The organism is Enterococcus sp. AZ128 (assembly GCF_051714485.1).
Taxonomy (GTDB): domain Bacteria; phylum Bacillota; class Bacilli; order Lactobacillales; family Enterococcaceae; genus Enterococcus_A.
In genome coordinates this window covers 240,278-261,791 of the sequence record NZ_JBIORZ010000002.1, presented here as the reverse complement: position 1 = coordinate 261,791, position 21,514 = coordinate 240,278, and the positions used below count along the sequence as shown (strand labels likewise).

The 21,514-nt window shown below is 37.4% G+C and carries 17 protein-coding genes; 12 read left to right on the top strand and 5 right to left on the bottom strand.

Annotated features, from left to right (window positions below):
* Positions 1-2: 2 nt before the first annotated feature.
* Both IGI38_RS13130 and IGI38_RS13125 read right to left on the bottom strand, forming a co-directional pair.
* Complete coding sequence (locus tag IGI38_RS13130) at positions 3-650, bottom strand: FusB/FusC family EF-G-binding protein (RefSeq protein WP_438731149.1); 648 nt, start codon at positions 648-650, stop codon at positions 3-5.
* Positions 651-696: 46 nt separating this feature from the next.
* A complete protein-coding gene (locus tag IGI38_RS13125) occupies positions 697-1,263 on the bottom strand; it encodes a TetR/AcrR family transcriptional regulator (RefSeq protein WP_438731146.1) in 567 nt (188 codons plus the stop codon).
* Between the two features lie 119 nt (positions 1,264-1,382).
* On the opposite strand from IGI38_RS13125, the gene IGI38_RS13120 reads away from it, so the two are divergent.
* The gene (locus tag IGI38_RS13120; RefSeq protein ID WP_438731143.1) at positions 1,383-2,060 is read left to right on the top strand and encodes an HXXEE domain-containing protein; all 678 of its coding nucleotides are present in this window, start codon (positions 1,383-1,385) and stop codon (positions 2,058-2,060) included.
* A gap of 327 nt (positions 2,061-2,387) precedes the next feature.
* Here the strand turns inward: IGI38_RS13120 and IGI38_RS13115 are convergent, their stop codons facing one another.
* Positions 2,388-3,029, bottom strand: a complete 642-nt coding sequence (locus IGI38_RS13115) for an HD domain-containing protein (RefSeq protein WP_438731140.1) — start codon at positions 3,027-3,029, stop codon at positions 2,388-2,390.
* Between the two features lie 139 nt (positions 3,030-3,168).
* On the opposite strand from IGI38_RS13115, the gene IGI38_RS13110 reads away from it, so the two are divergent.
* The 3 genes from IGI38_RS13110 to IGI38_RS13100 all read left to right on the top strand — a co-directional run bounded on the left by IGI38_RS13110 (position 3,169) and on the right by IGI38_RS13100 (position 5,139).
* Positions 3,169-4,053: a LysR family transcriptional regulator gene (locus IGI38_RS13110; RefSeq protein WP_438731137.1), complete on the top strand. Its 885-nt coding sequence runs from the start codon at positions 3,169-3,171 to the stop codon at positions 4,051-4,053.
* Positions 4,054-4,240: 187 nt separating this feature from the next.
* Positions 4,241-4,612, top strand: a complete 372-nt coding sequence (locus tag IGI38_RS13105; RefSeq protein ID WP_438731134.1) for a MarR family winged helix-turn-helix transcriptional regulator — start codon at positions 4,241-4,243, stop codon at positions 4,610-4,612.
* A 32-nt stretch (positions 4,613-4,644) separates the two neighbouring features.
* Positions 4,645-5,139: a GNAT family N-acetyltransferase gene (locus IGI38_RS13100; protein WP_438731132.1), complete on the top strand. Its 495-nt coding sequence runs from the start codon at positions 4,645-4,647 to the stop codon at positions 5,137-5,139.
* Positions 5,140-5,351: 212 nt separating this feature from the next.
* Here the strand turns inward: IGI38_RS13100 and IGI38_RS13095 are convergent, their stop codons facing one another.
* A complete protein-coding gene (locus IGI38_RS13095; RefSeq protein ID WP_438731130.1) occupies positions 5,352-5,894 on the bottom strand; it encodes a cysteine hydrolase family protein in 543 nt (180 codons plus the stop codon).
* Positions 5,895-6,016: 122 nt separating this feature from the next.
* Here IGI38_RS13095 and IGI38_RS13090 point away from each other — a divergent pair, with 122 nt between their 5' ends.
* The gene (locus IGI38_RS13090) at positions 6,017-6,421 is read left to right on the top strand and encodes an Lrp/AsnC family transcriptional regulator (protein ID WP_438731127.1); all 405 of its coding nucleotides are present in this window, start codon (positions 6,017-6,019) and stop codon (positions 6,419-6,421) included.
* A 110-nt stretch (positions 6,422-6,531) separates the two neighbouring features.
* On the top strand, positions 6,532-7,470 hold the full coding sequence (locus IGI38_RS13085; RefSeq protein WP_438731124.1) for an NADH:flavin oxidoreductase: 939 nt from the start codon (positions 6,532-6,534) through the stop codon (positions 7,468-7,470).
* 44 nt (positions 7,471-7,514) lie between these two features.
* Here the strand turns inward: IGI38_RS13085 and IGI38_RS13080 are convergent, their stop codons facing one another.
* The gene (locus tag IGI38_RS13080; protein WP_438731122.1) at positions 7,515-8,483 is read right to left on the bottom strand and encodes an AraC family transcriptional regulator; all 969 of its coding nucleotides are present in this window, start codon (positions 8,481-8,483) and stop codon (positions 7,515-7,517) included.
* A 167-nt stretch (positions 8,484-8,650) separates the two neighbouring features.
* On the opposite strand from IGI38_RS13080, the gene IGI38_RS13075 reads away from it, so the two are divergent.
* The 6 genes from IGI38_RS13075 (at position 8,651) to IGI38_RS13050 (ending at position 21,456) form a co-directional block, all read left to right on the top strand.
* Complete coding sequence (locus tag IGI38_RS13075; protein WP_438731119.1) at positions 8,651-9,973, top strand: MFS transporter; 1,323 nt, start codon at positions 8,651-8,653, stop codon at positions 9,971-9,973.
* Between the two features lie 8 nt (positions 9,974-9,981).
* The gene (locus tag IGI38_RS13070) at positions 9,982-11,979 is read left to right on the top strand and encodes an alpha-L-rhamnosidase-related protein (RefSeq protein ID WP_438731117.1); all 1,998 of its coding nucleotides are present in this window, start codon (positions 9,982-9,984) and stop codon (positions 11,977-11,979) included.
* 31 nt (positions 11,980-12,010) lie between these two features.
* Positions 12,011-13,357 (top strand): MFS transporter, encoded by a 1,347-nt coding sequence (locus tag IGI38_RS13065; protein WP_438731114.1) that lies wholly within the window; start codon positions 12,011-12,013, stop codon positions 13,355-13,357.
* A 26-nt stretch (positions 13,358-13,383) separates the two neighbouring features.
* On the top strand, positions 13,384-14,217 hold the full coding sequence (locus IGI38_RS13060) for an AraC family transcriptional regulator (protein ID WP_438731111.1): 834 nt from the start codon (positions 13,384-13,386) through the stop codon (positions 14,215-14,217).
* Positions 14,218-14,510: 293 nt separating this feature from the next.
* A complete protein-coding gene (locus IGI38_RS13055; protein WP_438731108.1) occupies positions 14,511-15,305 on the top strand; it encodes an SDR family NAD(P)-dependent oxidoreductase in 795 nt (264 codons plus the stop codon).
* 961 nt (positions 15,306-16,266) lie between these two features.
* Complete coding sequence (locus tag IGI38_RS13050) at positions 16,267-21,456, top strand: Spy0128 family protein (protein WP_438731105.1); 5,190 nt, start codon at positions 16,267-16,269, stop codon at positions 21,454-21,456.
* Positions 21,457-21,514 lie beyond the last annotated feature (58 nt).

The window sequence follows — 21,514 nt, the reverse complement described above, 5'->3', positions numbered from 1 at the left end:
TATTATTTTGTTACAGTTTCCCAAAAACGTTCTAAGGTATCCAGCTGTGTCAGCTGACGATTGCATTGATCGCTGTTGGTGCAAATGTAATTTCCTTTTTTTGTATAGGTGCCATCTCCAGATGATTTGGTTGTTGCCAAGAAAAAAGCAACAGTACTGATTTGATTACAGATAGCACAATGACCTTTTTGGACATCCGTGCTAAAGCTGCCATAGACACCAGTGAAGCGGCTGTCAATTTTTCGTACCAAGTATTTGCGGTTCGTTCCGCTGTCATTCCAGCCTAGATAACTCAATTCACGAAAGTCTAAGACAGGGAGTTCAGGGTATTGCATCTTTTTGACCTTGCGAAAGCTCTTTTCGATCTGCTTGGTGGAAGGTGCGTCCATTGGAATGACGAATACTTTCATTTCTGCAAAAAGCTTCTCGAATCGCTCCCTGGTAAGTTCAAGATCAAGAAATTTCTCCCAATAAACTTCCAGCTGCGAATCGCGGCTGAAGACATCTTCTGTTTTTCCTTTGATCAAAGTTTGCAGAGTCAAAATCGTCTGCTTATCATTCACTGAATGATAGGCGCTGATTAGCTCACTGACTTGTTGCTTGCAATACCAATATTCATAGGGCTTTATAATTAATTTTTCTGTATTCATGAGTTTCCTCGTTTCTTTTAGCATACGATGTGAAATGAATGGTTCATTATGATTTAACCGATAAGACATCAGTAATGGTGGAGAGGCTTTTCCAAACAATAGTATATAATTCCTCTTTTTTTTCAGTTTGGCCATGCATATACCATATATTTATTACGGCTGGTAAAATACTTGTTAGAATTGAGACTAGGTAATCGGATTCGTTGTTGGTCATTTCTGATTCCTGTATAAATAATTGTTTCACTAAATTGCTATTTTTCATGTGAGTATCATAGATGATATTTATCAGGTTGTTTTCCGTCAACGTCTTAAGTAACGTCTTTTGATCCAACCATTTATCGATAAGGAAAAGAAACACTTCGTTTTTTGCAAGCATGTGTTTCTGTGACAGCTCTTCAGCAACGACTTGGTAGATCTGATCACAGCGATATATGAGAACATCTTCGACCGAATCAAATAATCGATAAAAGGTTGCTCTGCTCACAAAAGATTTTTCATGGATATCAGTGATACTAATTGTTTTTAGTTCTTTTTCAAGCAAACAAGTCTCCAGTCCTATCCATATTAATTCGGCCGATTTTTGGGCCCGTTTGTCCTTTGAAACATGGTACATAGCTAACCCTCCAGATTTTCTGAGACATTTTCGTGTTTTTCGTACAACTTCTTTTGAGACAATTGTATCATAAAAGAGGTTCTGATACAATTGTCTCAAAAGATAGGAGATGTTTATCTATGAAGAAAACAGGTCTAGATTGGTGGTCTAATCGTGCTTGGATATTGTTTGGTTGTTGTATCACAGCATTTATGACTCTCATGATTTTGATAAATTGGAATACTTGGCCGTCGGAAGTTAAAGCAATGGCTGGAATGAGCGCGCTTATTCCAATTCATGTTGTTGAAGAATGGGTATTTCCTGGAGGATTTCACTTCCAATATAACACTTTTTTGTATAAATCTGATCAACCAGACAGGTACCCGATGTGTCGTGCTTCAGATATGATCACAGTGTTAAGCACAACCTTTATGTACATGACTATAACCGCAATGTCTGTAAGCAATAATGGAAAAGTCTATATAGGAGCTCTCATTGGATCGGTAGCTTTTTGTTTACTGGAGGTTGGCTTTCATACGTACTGCGGGATAAGAGCCTATTTCAAATACAAAAAGAAGGGGAAAACGACAATCTATGGTCCTGGTTCCATCACGGCGTATCTTGGTTTTGGGTCATTGGGAACCATTATGATGTACAATTTACAGGGGAAAACAATTGGAACCTCTGACTGGTTGGGATGTGCAGCAGTTTTGGGGCTCATTGCCTGTTTCTGTTTACTACCAGAAATCATTTTTAAGAAGAAAGATAGCCCATACTATTTCGCTTCCAATGGGTATTATGATCAGTTTTTGAAATAAAAAAGGACTCATATGAAACATTTCCCAAAAAACGCATACGAAAAAACTTTTCTTAGCTTCTAAAATGAAACTCATTGTATCCAATTATAGTGAGAAGTGCCGTTGTGAATGGTAGGCTAAATGTGTGGGATTCATAATTAAAAGAAACGATTAATTTCATAAGCAAATTACCTAAAAAAACAATGATTCTAAAGTTTTTACGTAAAATACTTTACAAAACGAAAGTCGAAGGAGCATAGTACTATCGATTCTGATAGTTTATGTTCCTTCGATTTTATTTAGTATTTAAAACATCTTGCTTTACTCTAAGTCTCACTGTAACTAAAATTAACTTTGCCATTGCGAATGCAAAATGCACGTACAGAAATTTTTATGCTCATACTGCGGATCGAAGTGTGAAACAACATCTGCCTTGATATTGCCAAACGTTGTTTCTGGTTTGTCTTTAAAACCGCTATAAAATGCTTCTAGAATATCGTGCTTGAAATTACCGCGAGGGAATTTTGTGGTGATTTCATTTCTAATTTCTTCTGAGAATTCTGAAAAATTATCGCCCATGACATCCATGCCAACACCATGATAAAGCAGTGCAACGTTGTTTTCTTTGTATTCTGCTACTCCAATTGTTGTGTGCAATGCAATCGAACCCCAAACAAGCTGTACGGTTTGATTATCCAAATTATGTGCATTTAGAAATTGACGAGCCGCATTGGCTCCATCTACTTCGAAACGTTTGTCAGGACTGCTGAATTTCTTAGTCAACCCTAAGTCATGGAACAATGCACTGATGTATAGCAGTTCTGGCTCAAAGTCTAGTTGGTCTTGAAGTCCTTTTGCTGAACCAAAAAGAAAAACTCGATTTGAGTGATTCCAAATCAATTCATTTCCAAACTCATGCACGATTTCTTGGGCTTCTTGGATCAACTTTGAATCTGGCACAATTATTTTATTCGTATTTTTTATTAGCATAATGCGACTCCTTTTCTTGTTGCCTTTGATGAGTTGTATATTACTTGAGAAAATATTTTGAGTAAAACTATGAGTATATAGTTTTTGACTATTAATGATGAGATATACTGTTGGAAGGATCATTAAGGAGGAAGAACCATTGGATTTACGTTTATTACTTTATTTTAAATCAGTCGCCAACCATTTGAATTTTAGTGAGGCCGCAAAAGAATTGGGGATCAAACAGCCCACATTGAGTCAGCAAATAAAAGTATTGGAAAATCAACTAGGGACAACGTTGTTCTATCGTTCAACACGAAAAGTCGAGTTGACACAAGCAGGAGAAGAGCTAACCAAACACCTCATTGAATTAGATCATTTGATTGAAACCATTGCCTGCGATATGCAAAAAATAGATAAATCGGTAAAATTGACGATCGGCACATTGCCAGGAGAACTATCTGATGTGATCTCTGATATCTGTATTAAATTCCATAAAGACTATCCTGAAATTAAGATCCGTTTAATTAGTACGGATGATATTGAGGGAGCGCTAAAAAACAAACAAATTGATGTAGGCATTTCTTATGATGATGTGAGATTAGAGGGAACGATCGAGGCACATCCGCTCTACAAGGATGACTTTTTCGTTATAAGTACCGCTGATTTTGAATTAGCCCCGAAAATGACGATAACCGAGTTGAAAAAGTTGCCAATGGTGCTTTTGACTGAGGAGTTTTCCAGTCGAAGAATGATCAATACAGAATTAATAAAAAGGAACCTCTTATTTATCCCCGAAATTGAGGTATCAAGCATTTATATAGTAGATAAAATGGTTTCCAATGGGTTAGGGGTCTCTATTGTTTCCAGCACATTCTTGAATTTATTGTCTGAGGAAGAGTATGTGTTGACGGATATTGCGGACATCAATTTATCGAGAACTGTTTATTTTTCTTATTTGAAAGATTCTCCTGAACATGACAGCATAAATAATTTTCAAAAACTTGTAATAAATGATTTGAAGAAATTAGGGTTGATTCATTAAAGCAAGATCATCAATTTCAATAAGACATAACGCTATATAGTTGCCAAAGTAAACTAATTGTTTTATACTCAGTTTAGTTGACATAGTAAACTATTTAATGGAAAGGTCGTGATACTGAGTGGAGACTCGTGATGTTAGACGATTCAATCGATATTACACGAGAATTCTAGGGGTTTTCGATCAAAAAGTGTTTGATTTGGACTATTCGATGCTTGAGACGAGAATTTTAGGTGAGATTGGCCGTCATCCGGCGATTACGGCGAATGCATTGACCAAATGTTTGAATATCAAAAAGAGCTATTTAAGCCGAAAATTAAGTAAATTAGAACGTGCGGACTATATTTTTAAGAAAAAAGACCCCGAAGATAGCAGAAGTTTACAGCTTTATCTAACCGAAAAGGGCTTAGAATTGAACAAATACGTGGAAGAGCAGTCGGATCAAAAGGTCTTAGAGTTATTAGAGCCTTTGGAAAATGACGATTATCAGGAATTGGTCGCGGCTATGCGAACGATTGAGGAAATATTATACAAAGTCGTTCCAAATGAGCTGGAGGAATAGCGAAATAAAATTTTTTTAAGGAGCTGGTTTCATTGTCAGAAGTAACAATTGTTCCATTTGAGGAGAAGTATACACAAGAAGTTGTTGATTTGATCTTGCCGATTCAAAGAGAAGAATTCAATATCGATATCAGTATCGAGGATCAGCCGGATCTGTTGATCATTAAGAAAGAATATATTGATACAGGCGGAAATTTTTGGGTTGCTCTTGCGGATAATAAAGTAGTCGGAACGATCGCTTTAGTTAAGCTGGAAAATCATTGCGGCGCGATCAAAAAAATGTTTGCGGCAAAAGCCTTTCGTGGGGAAAAACGAGTCGGCAAGAAATTGCTGGATACATTGGTTTCTTATTGTAAAGCCCAAGGCTATGAACGCCTATATTTAGGAACGGTCGACGTATTGAAGGCAGCGCAAAAGTTCTATAAGAAAAATGATTTTGAACTGATTGATAAAACAGAGATGCCCAAAGATTATCATTTAATGGACGTCGATACGGTCTTTTTTATGAGGGATTTGACCAAAGAATAACCAAACGATCACTTGATTTGCACCTTTATTGATGCAATGAAGTGATCGTTTTTTAGTGATAAAAATATCGCAAAAGAAATAAATGGACAACCCTCTATTAAGAACTTCAGCAATAAGCAAAAAGATAGCTTCCATTAAGAAATCGAAAGTTTTTTCCTCATCGGCTTTCATTTTGTAAAGTTTTTCTGAAAAAGACGTTATGAAGGTCTAGACTAACGACTTAAAAATTCTGCTGCAGTAATCACTTGAGCAAAGTTTTTTAACGCAGATAAAAAAGCACCTTGTACGTCAATAGCGGAGATCTCCCTACCATTGAAAGCTAGTGATTTCGTTGCAGTGGCATCTGCTATGACAATAGGTTCATAGCCTAGTTCTTTGCTGGCGCGAGTGGTAGAGTCGACACACATATGAGTCATCATGCCGATGATGACTAACTGCTCAACGGCCATTGTTTTTAATGCTTTTTCTAAGTCGGTTTTATCGAACGAATTTGGAAAATGTTTTTCAATGATAAGTGAGTCTTCGTTTACGTTTAAGTCTGGATGTAAGCGAGCACCGACTGTTCCCCGCTTAAAGAAGCCCGCGTCGGCAGCTTCCTTTATATGCTGAATATAAAGGATCGGCAGCCTATTTGCTTCAAAATAATTTTCTAAACGTTTTATTTGTTTTAGTGCTTGATTCGGATGGTTTAGTGGCATTTTTCCTTGTTCAAAATAATCATTTTGTACATCGATAATTAATAGACCTTGTTTCATCGGCTGATCAGCTCGCTTTCAATTTGTTATACTTTAAGTATAGAGTTCAGTAGTTTTTTATTAAATGACTTGATGAAACACTTTTAACGTAGAGACTTTCATAGTGAAAAGAGGAATGGTAAATGGATGAGATTGATCAAAAGATCCTTGAAGAGTTAAGGCAAGACAGCAGTTTGACCAACAAGGAGATTGGTGAAAAAATTCATCTGACTGGTCAAGCTGTGGGAAATAGGATTTCGAAGCTGCAGGAGAGCGGTGCTATCCGCAGATATACGATTGAAGTGACCTACGAACATACTCAATTTATTCGCGTATTTATGAACACGAATAATTTTCAACCCTTTGAACAATTTGCAAATTCGTTTAAGGAAGTCTCATCTATATATAAGGTTTCTGGTCAGGCTTGTTATATGCTAGTTGCTCACTTCGCAGAAAAACCTTTAAAAGATTTTATAGAGGCGCTTTCCAAATGGGCACGTTACAGTGTGGAGGTAGTCATTGCCGATAAAACGGATAAACTTAAATAAAAGATCAAGATAATTGAAATCGATTAAAGGAGGATTGGTTATGAGTTTGTTAACTATGCCGATCAAAGTTGGCGGTGTGGAGCTTGCCAATCGGTTAGTAATGCCCCCCGATGGCAACAGCAAAGTCCAAAGAAACCGGTGAGGTAACAGAGGCGCTTTGCGATTACTATTCGGAAAAATCTGCTGGTGGCCATATTGGGTTGATCATCACGGAACACAGCTTTATTCGTCCAGAAGGGAAGGCCAGCAAAGGGCAATTATCGATTGCAAAGGATGAGGATATCGCTGGGCTGAGGAAGTTAGCAGCAACGATCCAGCAAAATCAAACAAAAGTATTTGCGCAAATCAACCATGCAGGTGCTTTGGCTAAAAAAGAAATTACTGGCTATGATTCACTGAGCGCAAGCTCAGTTGTGCTGCCTAAAAGTGCTAGAAATAAAATTGTACCGAATGAAATGACGCAAGCAGATATCGGTAAAGTTATCGCTGATTTCGCCGCGGCTGCATTAAGAGCCAAAAAAGCAGGATTTGATGGGGTTGAGCTTCATGCTGCGCATGGGTACTTATTGACCCAGTTCTATTCACCCTTAACAAATAAACGACAAGATAGATACAACGGGCACTCAATTGAAGGCAGAATCCGGCTGCATTTGGAAATTATTCAAGCCATTCGCGTCGCTGTCGGAGAGGATTATCCGCTTGCGCTTCGATTAGGAGCAAGTGATTATCAAGATGGCGGAACAACGATCGAAGATAGCATGATCGCTGCAAAAGAATTTGAAAAGGCAGGTATTTGTCTGCTGGATATTTCAGGCGGCTTCAGCTTTTACACACATCCTACGAATAAAGAACAAGGCTATTTCAGCGATTTAACTGAAGCAATCAAACAACAAGTTACTATTCCGGTTTTACTGACCGGCGGAATCGTTGACGGAATTACGGCTGAAAAATTATTACGTGAAGAGAAAGCGGATATGATCGGTGTCGGTCGCAGGATACTGAAGGACTCTGATTGGGCGAGACAAGCGATTTTGAGGTTGGAAAAGTAAGAAGCGATTCTATAAGCAAACAGACTAGTCATTATTTAAGATGACTAGTCTGTTTTTTTATTTCTAAAAAAATTTGGTGTTTGACCTGTTTCTTTTTGAAATAGTTTGAAAATCGAGGGAACGCTTTTATAGCCGATTTTCATGGCGATAGAACTTAAACTATCATCGGTCTCACTCATGAGTCTTTTGGCTTCTGATAAACGTTTTTGATCAATTAGTTCTTGAAAACTGCTGCCTGTTTTATCTTTTAAAAGATTACTCAGGTAGTTCTTATTGTATCCAAAAGTTTGTCCCAGCGAGTTTAAAGTGACCTCAGTGTAGTTGTCATTTATATATTTTAATATTTTAATCAGTGGATCATTCGAAGTTATTTTTTTATTTGTACTAATGACTGGTGCAGTCGAAAGGTTCACCATTAAGGCACAATACAACAAATTGATAAGCAATCTTTGTTCGGAATTATCTTTTTCAAAGGCAGACAATAACAACGAATCTATGATTTTTTTTAAGGATTCGTTTTTGGTTGTATCAAAGATGATATAGCTACTGTGATCTTTTTGGGTGTTGGCAGCGTGTAAGAAAAAATCGGTGACTAGATTACTTGAAGGAGACAGGTTCGGTAATACCTCATTCTGAATAGATTCGTCTTCTAACAGCATGTTAATGATGATATCCTCGGAGTCGACATAATCAATTTGTTGAATAACCTTTCGATCTAAAATAACCAAATGACCAGTTTCCAACTGAAACTTTTCTCCGTTTAACCGTTGCGTACACTTGCCATTCAACACATAGTTTATCTCGATAAAGCTGTGAGTGTGGGCTGGGGTATAGGAGAATCTTGAATGCTTATTGATAGCGATATTTCCGTATTTAAAAAAATCCACCTGAGGAATTTCAGGAACGATTGAACGGTTGTAATTTAGATTCATGGTATTGATATTTTTACCCGTCTTCTTTTGTAAATCTTCTAGAGCTGTTTTTGCGTAAAGCTGTTGTATCAAATTCTCCATTTTCTTCCTCTCTCCTTTTTGAGCAGGTATGATCCTAATCTTCTTTTCATTACTAAAATAGCATATCACCTGTATTTTGGCTATAAACCTTCTATTTTTTGGAAATTGAAGGGAAGCCATGAAAGCGGTTAATATATGGATGTAAAAAGAAAGGAGAATTTATCACAATGGTTAGTAATACTCAGAGTAAGTCTTTAGTTAAGGAATACAGCCCATTAGCAACGGCTGCAGGGATTGGTTCTATGTTGGGATCAGGATGTATTGTCGGACTTTCAGCAACAATCCCAGTTTGGCAAAAGGGGTTAGAATTAACTACGGCACAAGTTGGATTCATTTCTGGAGGCTTAACATTCGCTATTGCTTTCGGTTCGTTGTTTGCCGGAAAGATTACCAGTATGTTTGGATTGTTTAAGTCATTTAACTGGATTAATTTATTTTATGCTATCGGTTCGGCGATCTGTGTCTTTTCTGGAAACTTTGCGATGTTGTTAGCTGGAGTTCTGGTGATGGGCGTTGCCTCAGGAGCGGATTTGCCAATTAGCTTAACGGTCGTTTCACACGATGCGCCTGATGAAAAGACATCAGCGGAATTAGTCTCGTCGACCCAAATTTTTTGGCAGGTAGGGATTTTCATTTCTTATATTTGTTCGTTTCTATTATCAGGAATCAGTGGTGTCTTAGGTGCTCGAATCGTATTTGCTATTTTACTGGCTTTTTCTTTATTTACATGGATCTGGCGCACGCTGTCGAAAAAATTTAAAAAGTTCCATGAAGATGGTATTAAACGTCAGCAGTTGATCAAAACAGAAACCGCTGGAAAACAAGAGGTCTCTATCAAGTCGGTACTATTTGGAGAAAATAAAAATAAATTCTTAGGGTACTTCCTGGCGATTTTAGTCTTTTACGTTTGTTGGAATTTATTAGCAAACACTTGGGGACAGTTCCAAACATATGCATTGACCAATGCTGGGGCCTCACAATCTCAAGCAACCGGACTAGGAATTGTTTTAAATATCATCTCTTTAGTAACGACCATTTTATTTGCTTCAGTATCAGGTAGTAAATATCGAAACAAAGCCTTCTTTGTTGGTGCTTTTGTCCAGTTTATGGCAATGCTGGGAATGGCGATCGTTGGAGGAGGAACGGGATTTATTATGCTGGCGATTACGATCGGATTTTACAATTTTGGTAACCCAATGGCGGGGGAAGCAATCTATAAGGTGTGGACACAGGAATCATTTCCAACAGAGGTTCGAGCATCTATCCAAGGATTTATCAATGGCTTTTCACGAGTGTGCTGCGGCTTGTTCGCTTTTGTAACACCATTTTTAGTTGCTCCAGGAAAGATCCAAACATCTATGTATGGTTTTGCCGGAATTGTTTTATGTGCAACAGTAGCCGGAATCATTATGATGCGACTTCAAAAGAAAAATAAAACTATCCAGCATGAGACGATTGATGATACAGAGCTCCATGCGGATAATGTTTAGGTGGGAAAATGATGATAAAAGGTAATAAAGCAAGATGGCTTTGGTATTCAGGTGATTTTGAGATAAGACAAGGCTTGTTACAAAATTTCGCACGGGAAGAACGCAGCTATGATTGGCCAGCTTATTGGAACATGGATGACTGTCATAAAAATGTCAAATTTAAGCGCTATTACGATCTTGAAGCAGAAACCAGTTTTGTTGTTTATGCTGTTGGAATTGGATATGTTGAAGTAAATGGGACCAAGTATCCTTTTGGAAATAAGGTTATCTGTGCGCCAGGGATAAATAAAATTCGTGTATTTGTTGGGAATACAGATGGTTTACCTGCAATGTATATCGAAGGTGAGGTCGTTAAAAGCGATATTGGCTGGTTAGCGAGTAATTTTGTAGAGGAAATGTCAGCTGGCTGGAGTGCCTTGTATGTAGAAAAAGCAAAGGACCCCAATAAAGTTTATTTCAACACAGAGAACGTCCAAGCTGCTTCAATCAATTACCAGAATGGCGGGACGTTAATTGATTATGAGCGAGCGATTTTTGGAACGATCGCTATCAAAAAACTGGATACAGTTAAACCAGTAACAATTTGTTATGGTGAATCGGATGCGGAAGCATTAGACATCGCTATGTGTTACTACAAAGAAGAGAACGTCGATGTCAATACAATTCCAAGAAAACGTGCTTTTCGTTATTTGTTTGTTCCAGAGGTCGCTCCAGAACAAATTGAAATCGAGGCGGTTCATGAATTTCTTCCATTAGAGAATAAGGCATCGTTCCATTCGGATGATGAATTAATGAATAAAATTTGGGATATCTCGGTGGAAACATTTACCTTATGCAGTAGTTTATTTTTCCTTGATGGAATCAAACGAGATCGTTGGATCTGGTCAGGGGATGCTTATCAAAGCTACTTCATCAATCAATATTTATTCTTTGATGAAGATATTAACACCAGAACGATGCTTGCACTTAGAGGGCAAAACGAAATCAAACAGCATATGAATACGATCGTTGACTATTCCATATTATGGATCATAGCAGTAGAAAATCATTATATGATGACCGGAAACGCTGAATTTTTGAAGCAGATCTATCCAAAAATGAAATCGATGATGGATTACTTAGTCGCTCAAACAAATGAATTGGGCTTTATCTACGGACGAGAAAAAGATTGGATTTTTATAGATTGGTCTGAAATGGATAAAGAGGGGACGTTAGCGGCAGAGCAAGTTTTATTACTGAAAGCCTATAACGCGATGATCGTGTGTGGATCGATTGCAGGCGAGAATACTGAGGAGTACAAACGAAAGTATCACACCTTAGAAAAAAATCTGATGAAATATTTCTGGGATGAGGAGTTGGGGGCTTTTGTTGATTCGTATCAATCAGGAAAACGACATGTAACAAGACATGCTAATATTTTTGCAATTTTGTATGACTTTGTTGACGCAGAAAAAGCAGAAAAAATTTTAAACAACGTACTGCTAAATGATGAAATCACACAAATCACCACGCCTTATTTCAAATTTTTTGAACAAGACGCATTATGTAAAATGGGGCAAATTGAAAGTGTTCATAAAATTATTTGTGATTATTGGGGAGGAATGGTTGAGCAAGATGCCATTACTTTTTGGGAAGAGTATATTCCAGCAGAAAAAGGCAACGATGTTTACGAAATGTATGGCGATCCTTTTGGAAAAAGTTTGTGTCATGCATGGGGAGCCAGTCCAATCTATTTACTAGGACGATATTTTGCAGGGATTAATCCAACTTCTCCCGGTTATCAGACATTTTCAATTGAACCGCAGCTTGACTGTTTTTCTACGATCGAATGCACATTTCCTGTCAAGGATGGATCAGTAACAATCAAAAAAGAAGAGGACACATTGATTATTACTTCAACGAAAGCTGGAGGAACACTGAAACTTTACGACAAACAATTTGCTCTAGTAGCAAATAAGGAATATAGAGTGAATCAAAATAGAGAGCTAATTGGAACCATAATGTAATCTAAAAAAGTTGCAGAAGGAGGGTGGGGAAATGCAAGCCACAAAAATCGGAATCATTGAAAAAATGGGCTTTGCGCTGACTAACCTAGGAAATATCCCAATAATGACCTTATTGAATACCTATCTTTTGATATTTTATACGGACGTTGTAGGGATAAATCCAGCGGTGGTTGGAACGTTATTTCTGATTTCAAGACTGCTAGATGGTTTTAGTGATCCGTTACTAGGTTTCTTGATCGACCGATTTCCTAACACAAGGTTTGGAAAGTATAAACCGATTTTAGTTTTAGGCTCAATTGTTTGCTGCATCAATTATTTATTAGTATGGTTTTCTCCGTTGCTTTTTACAAGTCAAAAGATCCTTGCGATAAGTATTTCTTACATTTTATTGGGAATAACCTTCGACCTGATGGATATTCCATTGAATAGTTTGATTCCTGTATTAACTGGAAGAGAATCTGAACGAAATGTTCTTTCATCCATCAAAGGGATCTCCTACACTGTAGGACCAACTCTATTAAATATAGTGGCGCCATTAATTTTGGCAAACCACAACAGTCAAGTTTCTGGATATTTGCTTTTAATTATTGGAACGGTTATCGTTGTTGTATTTTTTACGATTGTTGGAACGCTGACACTCAAAGAACGAATGATTGAGCAAATCGATCATTCAAAAGAAAATAAGAAGAACTACTCTATCAAAGACGCCATGAAAATTTTGAAAGTAAGAGAGGTGGCGACACTCTTTATCAGCATGCTTTTTATTACAGCAGCTACGAATATTTTTAATGGCTCGCTCCTCTTTTACTTGAATTACATTATCAAAGATACGCGCTTACTAAGCCTGGCCAGCTTTTTAGGTCTTTTCAGTGCATTAGGTGCTGGCGTGATTGTTCCGCATATCTCAAGGAAGTTTGGAAAGGTAAAATTGTATACGGCCGCATTAATACTAATCAGCGGAGCAATGCTGATTTTGATCGGATTTAAAAATTCTAAACTGATTTTTTTGGTGGGATATGTGTTGGTACAATTTGGTTTAGGGTTTACTAATACCTTACAATACAGCATCTCTGCAGATAACGTCGATATTATTCGAAAGAAGCTAGGATTTGAGCCAGCAGCGTTAATTGCATCACTTAATTCGCTGATTATGAAATTTGCAATGGCAGTGGGTGGAGCGATTCCGGGATTTATCTTATCTTACAGCGGCTATGTGGCTAACAAGGAGCAAGTGAACAGCGCTTCTACGGGGATCATCGTTACAACCTTCGTAATTCCAGTTGTCTTGTATATTTTGACAATGATGATTTTTAATTACGGCTATGGCTTTAGTCCTAATAAATCCTTTTCAAAGGGAAATGGAAATACTTCAATTTAAAAAGAACTGTTGAAGGGACGAGATCTATGTATGAAGCAAATGAAATGGCCTCGCTTGTTGAAGCATTTAATAAATATGAAAAGATGAACGGCATAAAGGGAACATCTTATTTGGCTAATCATCATCCAAAGGATTGTGCCATTGGTGTAAAAAAATATGATTCTTCATTTAATGGAGTCCGCCACTTTTACGATTATTTCGAGATTAAATATGTATTGTCTGGTGAAGTCAACCTTGTAGTCAATAATAAAGAAGTACGTTTAAAAGAAGGACAAATGATCTTAATTGATAAAAAATGTGGACAAGAGATTGATAAAATCAATGTGTCTACTATATTAATAGGTTTCTTATTTCAAAAAAATGATACGTCAATTCATCAGTTAAGCATTTTGGGACGGGAAGAAAACAGTCTGACTTACGAGTATCTGAATGACAATTTCCTTCATGCCGGTTCAAAATCCGCCTATTTAGTGATTGATTCAACTAAAAACATCGAACTCAAAGAGGGGATGAGAAGTCTGATTGATGAGCTTTCGGCAATGAACAGGAACTCCGAGTTAATCAATTCCTTAGTGGAGGTTTTATTTCACAGGCTTGCGCGTATCTATTACTTGAAATTAACAAAAATTTATCTGGGAAAAGAGATAAATTGGACAATCGTTACTGTCTTGAAAAAAATTGAGAATGACTATGCATCGTTGTCTTTAGCATGCTTATCTGAGGAAATGGGCTACAATAAGAATTATCTATCAAATTTGATTAAAGAAAAAACAGGAAAAACCTTTAAAACCCTGATTTCAGAAATACGGGTCAAAAAAGCCTATGAGTTAATTATCAAAACCGATCTGCCGATAAATTAAATCGCCAAAAGTGTAGGATACTCCAATAGAAGTTATTTCTATATGAAGTTTGAAGACTATTATGGAAATACGCCCTCCTCATTTAGACAGAAGGTAGTTGCTTGAAAAAGGGCATAGGGAGTGTTTTATTTTCTATTTAATTGTGATGCTGGCGAAAATATACTATCTGTAAAAAATTTGGAAGCCTCCGAACCTATGCTTTTGTACGATTAAGCTCAACTAATTGACAGTTCTGTCTTCCTACGCTTAGAATTCGAGTATTGTATAGAATTAGAAAAGCGGAGGGAATAGAAATGGAATTAGGTTTAGTAGGAAAAACAGCGTTGGTCACTGGCTCAACGAAAGGAATCGGGAAAGCCATCGCACAGGAACTGGCAAAAGAAGGTGCAAATGTCATCATTAATGGTCGCAATAGTCAGGTAGTTGGAGAGGTCATAGATGAAATAAAAACACTATTTCCTCAAACAACACCACAGGCAGCGGCATTTGATTTGGCGAATGCAGACGAACGGCAAAAACTTTTTGATGCTTATCCCGCTGTTGATATTTTGATCAATAATATGGGGATTTTTCAACCAACAGATTATTTTGATCTGACGGATGAGATTTGGCAGCACTTCATTGATGTGAATTTCTATTCTGGGAATGCATTAGCGAAGTTTTATCTCCCTAATATGCTTGAAACAGATTTTGGTCGGATCTTATTTATCGCTAGTGAAGAAGCGATTATGCCTTCAGGTGAAATGCCGCAGTATAGTATGACAAAAACAATGAACCTTTCATTAGCTAAGAGCTTATCTAAATTAACCAAGGGAACGAATGTAACCGTCAATACAATCATGCCGGGTTCAACATTAACAGAAGGGGTTCAGCAAATGCTCGTAGAAATGTACAGCAATACGGATATCCCGGAAAGCGAATGGGAAAGTGACTTCATGAAAAATCATCGCCCTTTGTCTCAAATTCAACGATTGATTCGGCCTGAAGAAATTGGTCGCTTTGCTGCCTTTGTTTCAAGTCCTTACGCGAAATCTTTTTCTGGCGCGGCGTTGCGTTTAGATGGCGGGTTAGTACCAACTATTTTTTAGTTAGATTTTCAACTCGTTCGAATATAGAAAATTAAAAATACGTCTATCTTTGATAAACACCGATAAAGGGATTTACTCGTACTTTTCAAAAGTCTGAGTAAATCCCTTCTCTTATTTTTCAACAGAAGGCGGCATATTTTTCGGTATGTATCTTGTCAAAAGGGTGAAATCATTCATAGAAAATATGATTGCTTAAAAAATAAGAAAAAAACTATTCGCCATTTTAAAAAAAGTGAAGTATTAATTATTGAATACACCGCATATAGCTTTTTATTTTTATTTGAGAACAGGAGCCTTTCGTCTGGCAGTAGCGAAAGGTTCTTTTTTATTTCCGAGGTATACAATTCTAGTTTTCCTTCATAAAAATGAAGAAACCTAATTCCTAATATATTTCAAAATCTTTGTTAAACGGGCTTTTTTTCTCTCGAGATTAGCTTAGACCCTTAATGTGACAAAAAATGTAGGAGAATACTATAAAATGTCTCTTTTGTTAAAAACGTTGACCTAGCAACGATTCTCTTGAACTATCAAAAGGGCTTTGTTTATAAGGTGAATATAAGGGATAGGTAATGAAATAATAATTTTAGCTAGGGAATATCAAATAATTTTAGCAGAAAACAAGAAGTAGCTTTTTTTTGTATATGAAGAGAACATAATCCTGCATGAGGGACTATTAAGGATAATGGTTCCTTATTTTTTTGTGGTTTGTACTTGAAATAGGACGAAAATATTGGTTTATTTTATTGTTTTTGTCATTTTCAGAGCCCAGAAATGTTTAATAATAGCGTAGTAGAAAGAGTTGATTCATTCACTAAGTGAAAATCCTTTTTTCAGAGATTCTCAGTGAAAGAAAAAAGTAAATAGACTGGCCGTCGTTAAAACAAATCAAACGAAAAAGCTGGATGAGAAGAATCAAAAGAATGAATACGAATCAACTGTATTTTAGAAAGGAAGGATAATAATGAAACGTTTAAATAGATTATGGTCACTGATTGCGATGTTTGGAATGGTGATTGGGATTTTTCCAATGTCGATAGTCGCAGAGACCAACGAAGAAGCCAGTGTGACGATCAATCAGGCAATAATTACTAGTGTGAATGATCAGGAGGTTACTGAAGTAAATCGTTTAAAAGAGCAGGATCAAGTAAATGTCAAATTGAACTGGTCATTAGCTAAGGCAGCTATACTGGAAGAAGGGACTGCGGTGTCACTTGATTTGCCAGCGAACCTAAACTTCTCGGATCAGACTGGCAGTCTAGGTGAGATGGGAGACTATCAAGTAAGCAATCAGCAACTAATTTTTCATTTTAAGAAAAATTATCAAGAAACAGAGGATGGACTGGCACCAGATTTTGCCAATGCAAAATTCTATGAGGGCCTAGTTGAGCTCAGCGCACAAACAACCTCAAAGGATTTAGAGACAGAGACTGTTGATTTTGGAAATAATGCTATTCGTACCTTGTATTACGAAAAAAAAGTTGATCCAGCGGCTGATCCATTGAATACGTCAGAGTCGGAAAAATCAGTGATCGATAAAACTGAACCTGAAAGGGCGGCACGTGAAATCCAAGCAAGAGCATTGGAACCTAATCTGAATACACGCGGTGTCAATTTGTTTACGAATGTCAAAATTACTGATCATAATGGCAACGAGTTTTCTGCAGAAAATCCAGCAGAAAAAGATGCGAACATTCGAATTCATTTCGATTGGGTTTTGAGCGATGAGACGATTATTCAGAACGGAGATTATTATACATACCAACTACCTAACTATTTTTCTGTACATAACACGGTAACGGATGTGCTAAAAAATGAGGAAGGGGATGTCTTAGGAGCATTTACGTTAGATCAAAATGGCCTTTTAACAGTTACGTTCAATGAAAAAGCAGGAGACTTAAGTGAACGTCAAGGTACGATCGATTTGAAAACGGAGTTGAAGATTACTACTGAAAGTGAATTAGTTGAGATCCCGACAAATATTACAGATGAAGATGGACTAGAGATAAAAATCGTTATTCCTGTCGCAAAAGCTGATATCAATAAAAAAGGAATTATTGAAGCAGATAATTCTGTTACATGGACCATTACTGTAAATGAAGAAAGGCACGATCTAAGAAACGCGGTTATAAGAGACACGCTGCCTGAAGGACTATCCGTTTGGTACAACCAATATTATGTCATGAATGAAGCGGGAGAATGGGTAGCCCCTCCGGCAGGAATGATTAACGCCTGGAGAGATGGTTCAGATTATGTTTATAAATTTTCTTCTGGTGTTATGAATCTTCCAGTGAAAATCGTTCTTAAGATGAAAGTAACTGATATAGAAAAGAAAAGCTTTGTGAATAAAGCGACCCTTGGTGGAGATAATTTCATATCAAATTCTTCTGAAGCTAGCGTTTCTTTTAATGACAAGGATAATTATAAGTATTGTACAGATTATGATTTAAACACTGGCGTATTCAACTGGGAGATCAAGGCTACGTATACTAATGATGACGGCATTCTTAAGGACTGGATGTACTCAAGATATGGTGATCCAAATACGGCGAAGCATTATCTGTTAAAGGACAGTCTCAAAGTGTTTGACGAAGATGGAAATGAAGTTCCGTCTGATAAATGGACATTTTCAGAAGAATCGGCAGATTTTAAACAAAAGAACGGGGAATATGTTCACTTCACACTAAATTTTGCAGATAAAGGCGTGTACAAGGTTACCTATTCAACACAAAGCTTTGATGTACCGACGCCATTAAGGATAGATCTTTTAAATACAGCCTTGATTATTGATGGATCAGAAAGTGAACAGATTGTTGCTGGAGAAAAGCCCGATGTAGAAGGGACTATCGGAATAACGAAAGCAGCGCTGAGCAAGGATTATTCAAACAATACAATTAATTGGCAAGTCACACTTAATAAGAACCGGCTATCCATGAAGGACGCTATCATTACAGATACGTTCGCGTTGCTTTCAGGAGGAACTAAAAGTGCACTTCAACTGATTGAATCTTCACTTGTGGTCAAAGGCAATGACGGCAAAACGGATAAGACGTTGACTAAGGGCACCGATTATGTGTTGGAGAGAATCGATGGTGATTCTGATTATTCTGTGGGATTCAGGATTAGGTTAATTGGCGATTATGCGAAAACAAGTGATCAAATCTCGATAAGCTATTCGACCCACTTTTTCATGGAGGAGCAACCGCACTATTCTACAGGAAGTTTGCAACAGTTTGCTAATAGTGCAATTGTTACATATACAGGTGAAGATGGAAAAAATCATTTGGATGGCGCTGAGACATCAACATGGGTCGATTCCAAATACGCTTTTGATGGTGTGAAATATGGCAAATATCTTGCTCAAGGAGCAGAGGTTGCTTCAGCATTTTCTTTTGGGAATCCATTTAAAGAAACGACGTCTTCTGAAAATAGCGTTTATTGGACGGCCTTGTTTAACACTTGGAAAACAACGATTCCGAAAGAAACAACGATCAAGGAAGCATTGGGTGAAGGTCAGAAACTTAAAGAGCTTGTCATTTATGATGTGGATGTTGCTGCTAGCAAAGTTGAAGCAGCCGGTTTAGGTGATAAATGGGTAGAAAATGTGGATTATAAATATGAGGTCGATGGTGACGGCGTTTCAACCATTACATTGTTGAAAGATAAAAAGAATACGTTTGCGGTATTTGTTTCTGCGGAAGCTTCAGATGAGGTTCCCAACTATAAGAATGTCGCGACGATGACAGAAAAGGGTGGTGAACCATTAAAGGTTGAAGGTTTGGTAGAAAAAAGTGCTAAAGACGCTTGGATTGATAAAAAAGGCAAGCAAGGAACTGGAGAGGATTACCGCTCGATTAATTGGTCCGTTGTATTGAATAAAGACGGGCATAAAATTCATGATCCAATTGTTACTGATACGGTGAGTATCAACGAACAAACTTTTATCTATGATGCTGATAAGAACGTAGTTGTGAAAGTTTATACAGCCAAAAATAATGGTTCAGGAACATACATTAAAGACGGAGAAGCCATTACATTTACAGAAGACAATAAACCAGTGGTTACTTCGGATTCTGCGGCAGGTACTCAAACTTTAACGATCAATCTGGGAGACACGATTGATTCACCGTACATCATTGAATATCAGACGTTACTTGATCCAGGGATTGAAAATAATGAAGTGATTCGTAACGGTGCATCATTGTATGGAAAAGATATCAAATATCATGAAACAACTACTACTGTAACAGTCAAATCGACTGACGGCGAGGGAACTTCAAGCGGGAAAAATGGTTCGATAAAATTTGAAAAATTAGATGAAAATCAAAAATTGATTACCACAGATTCAGCTTTCTTTGACCTTTATCGTAAAGACAATGATGGCAACCTTGCGCTGATATTTTCTGATATTGAAGTAAAAGGAGACAAAATTATTGAAAATGGAGCAGAAGTGGAACAGCTTTCAAACTTGCGTTACGGAACCTATGTTGTAGTTGAAAGCAGAGCTCCAGAAGGATACGTGAAGGACGGAAAAGAGTACGAGTTTATTATTTCAAAGGAACAGGTCAAACAGACCTTCTCATTAGAAAATCAGAAATCCAGAACGAAGATTGAATTAGCAGCGAAGAAAGAATTATCTGGTCGGACACTAAAAGTTGGTGAATTCAGCTTCAACTTAAAGGGTGAAAAAGTCGATCAAACGCAAACCAATGATGCCGACGGCAATGTCACTTTCGATGGTATTGAATACACAAAAGCCGGGACATATGAATACACGATTTCCGAAAAAATTCCGTCAGAAAAAGAAACAGGAATGACATATGACGCTAAGGAATATAAAGCAATTGTGACAGTCGTAGAAAAAGAGGGACAATTGGAAGCCACTGTCAAATATGAAGATGTAGCGGAAGATGAAGTACCGGTCTTTAAGAATACGTATGAAATATTACCAGCAAATGTTCAATTGAAAGCGAAGAAAGAATTATCTGGTCGGACACTAAAAGCTGGTGAATTCAGCTTCAACTTAAAGGGTGAAAAAGTCGATCAAACGCAAACCAATGATGCCGACGGCAATGTCACTTTCGATGGTATTGAATACACAAAAGCCGGAACATATGAATACACGATCTCCGAAAAAATTCCGTCAGAAAAAGAAACAGGAATGACATATGACGCTAAGGAATATAAAGCAATTGTGACAGTCGTAGAAAAAGAGAGACAATTGGAAGCCACTGTCAAATATGAAGATGTAGCGGAAGATGAAGTACCGGTCTTTAAGAATACGTATGAAATATTACCAGCAAATGTTCAATTGAAGGCGAAGAAAGAACTAAGTGGTCGGACACTAAAAGCTGATGAATTCAGCTTTAATTTGAAGGGTGAAGGAGTCGATGAAACGAGAAAGAATGAGCAGGATGGAACGATCACTTTCGAAACGATTAAGTATGGAAAAACAGGAACCTACGAGTATACGATTTCGGAAGTAATACCAGCGGATAAAGAGACTGGTATTACGTATGATGAAACAACGTACAAAGTGATCGTCACTGTTGAGGAATCAGCCGGCAAGTTGGAAGCGACCGCAAAGTATGAAGGGATAGGAAACGGGGAAGTACCAGTCTTCAAGAATCGCTTTACACCAAACGAGGAGATTCCTACAGGGGAACTTTTATTGAAAAAAACAGATAGCAAAACTGGAGAAATGTTGGCAGATGCAGAGTTCAAATTGGTTGATAGTGAAGACAAATCAGTAGCCGGACATGAAAAAATTGTTACAGGGAAAGATGGCATGATTTTAATCAAAGGATTGACTGACGGCGATTACAAGCTAATCGAAACAAAAGCGCCAGAAGGCTATCAATTAGATGCAGCACCGATAGAATTTTCAGTGAAAAACAATCAACCTAATGAGAAAGTGGTTACTAAGGAAAATACTCGTATTGAAGAAACCAAAGTACCGAAGACTGATAAAGAAACAAGCACTAATACCGCAAAGAAAAACGGAAATCGCCAAAAAACAACAGGAAGCAGTTCGACGACTTCAAAGCAATTTCCGGCAACTGGAAGTGTGAGAAATAATGTACTAATCATTTTAGGCTTGCTTATTTTAACGGTCTTAGGTACAGCAGTATTACGAATGAGGAAAAAGTACTAGTACTTTTGATAGTCAGCAGCAGGTCGAAAAAAGGGCCAAGTTCATTTAGGTTTTTGTT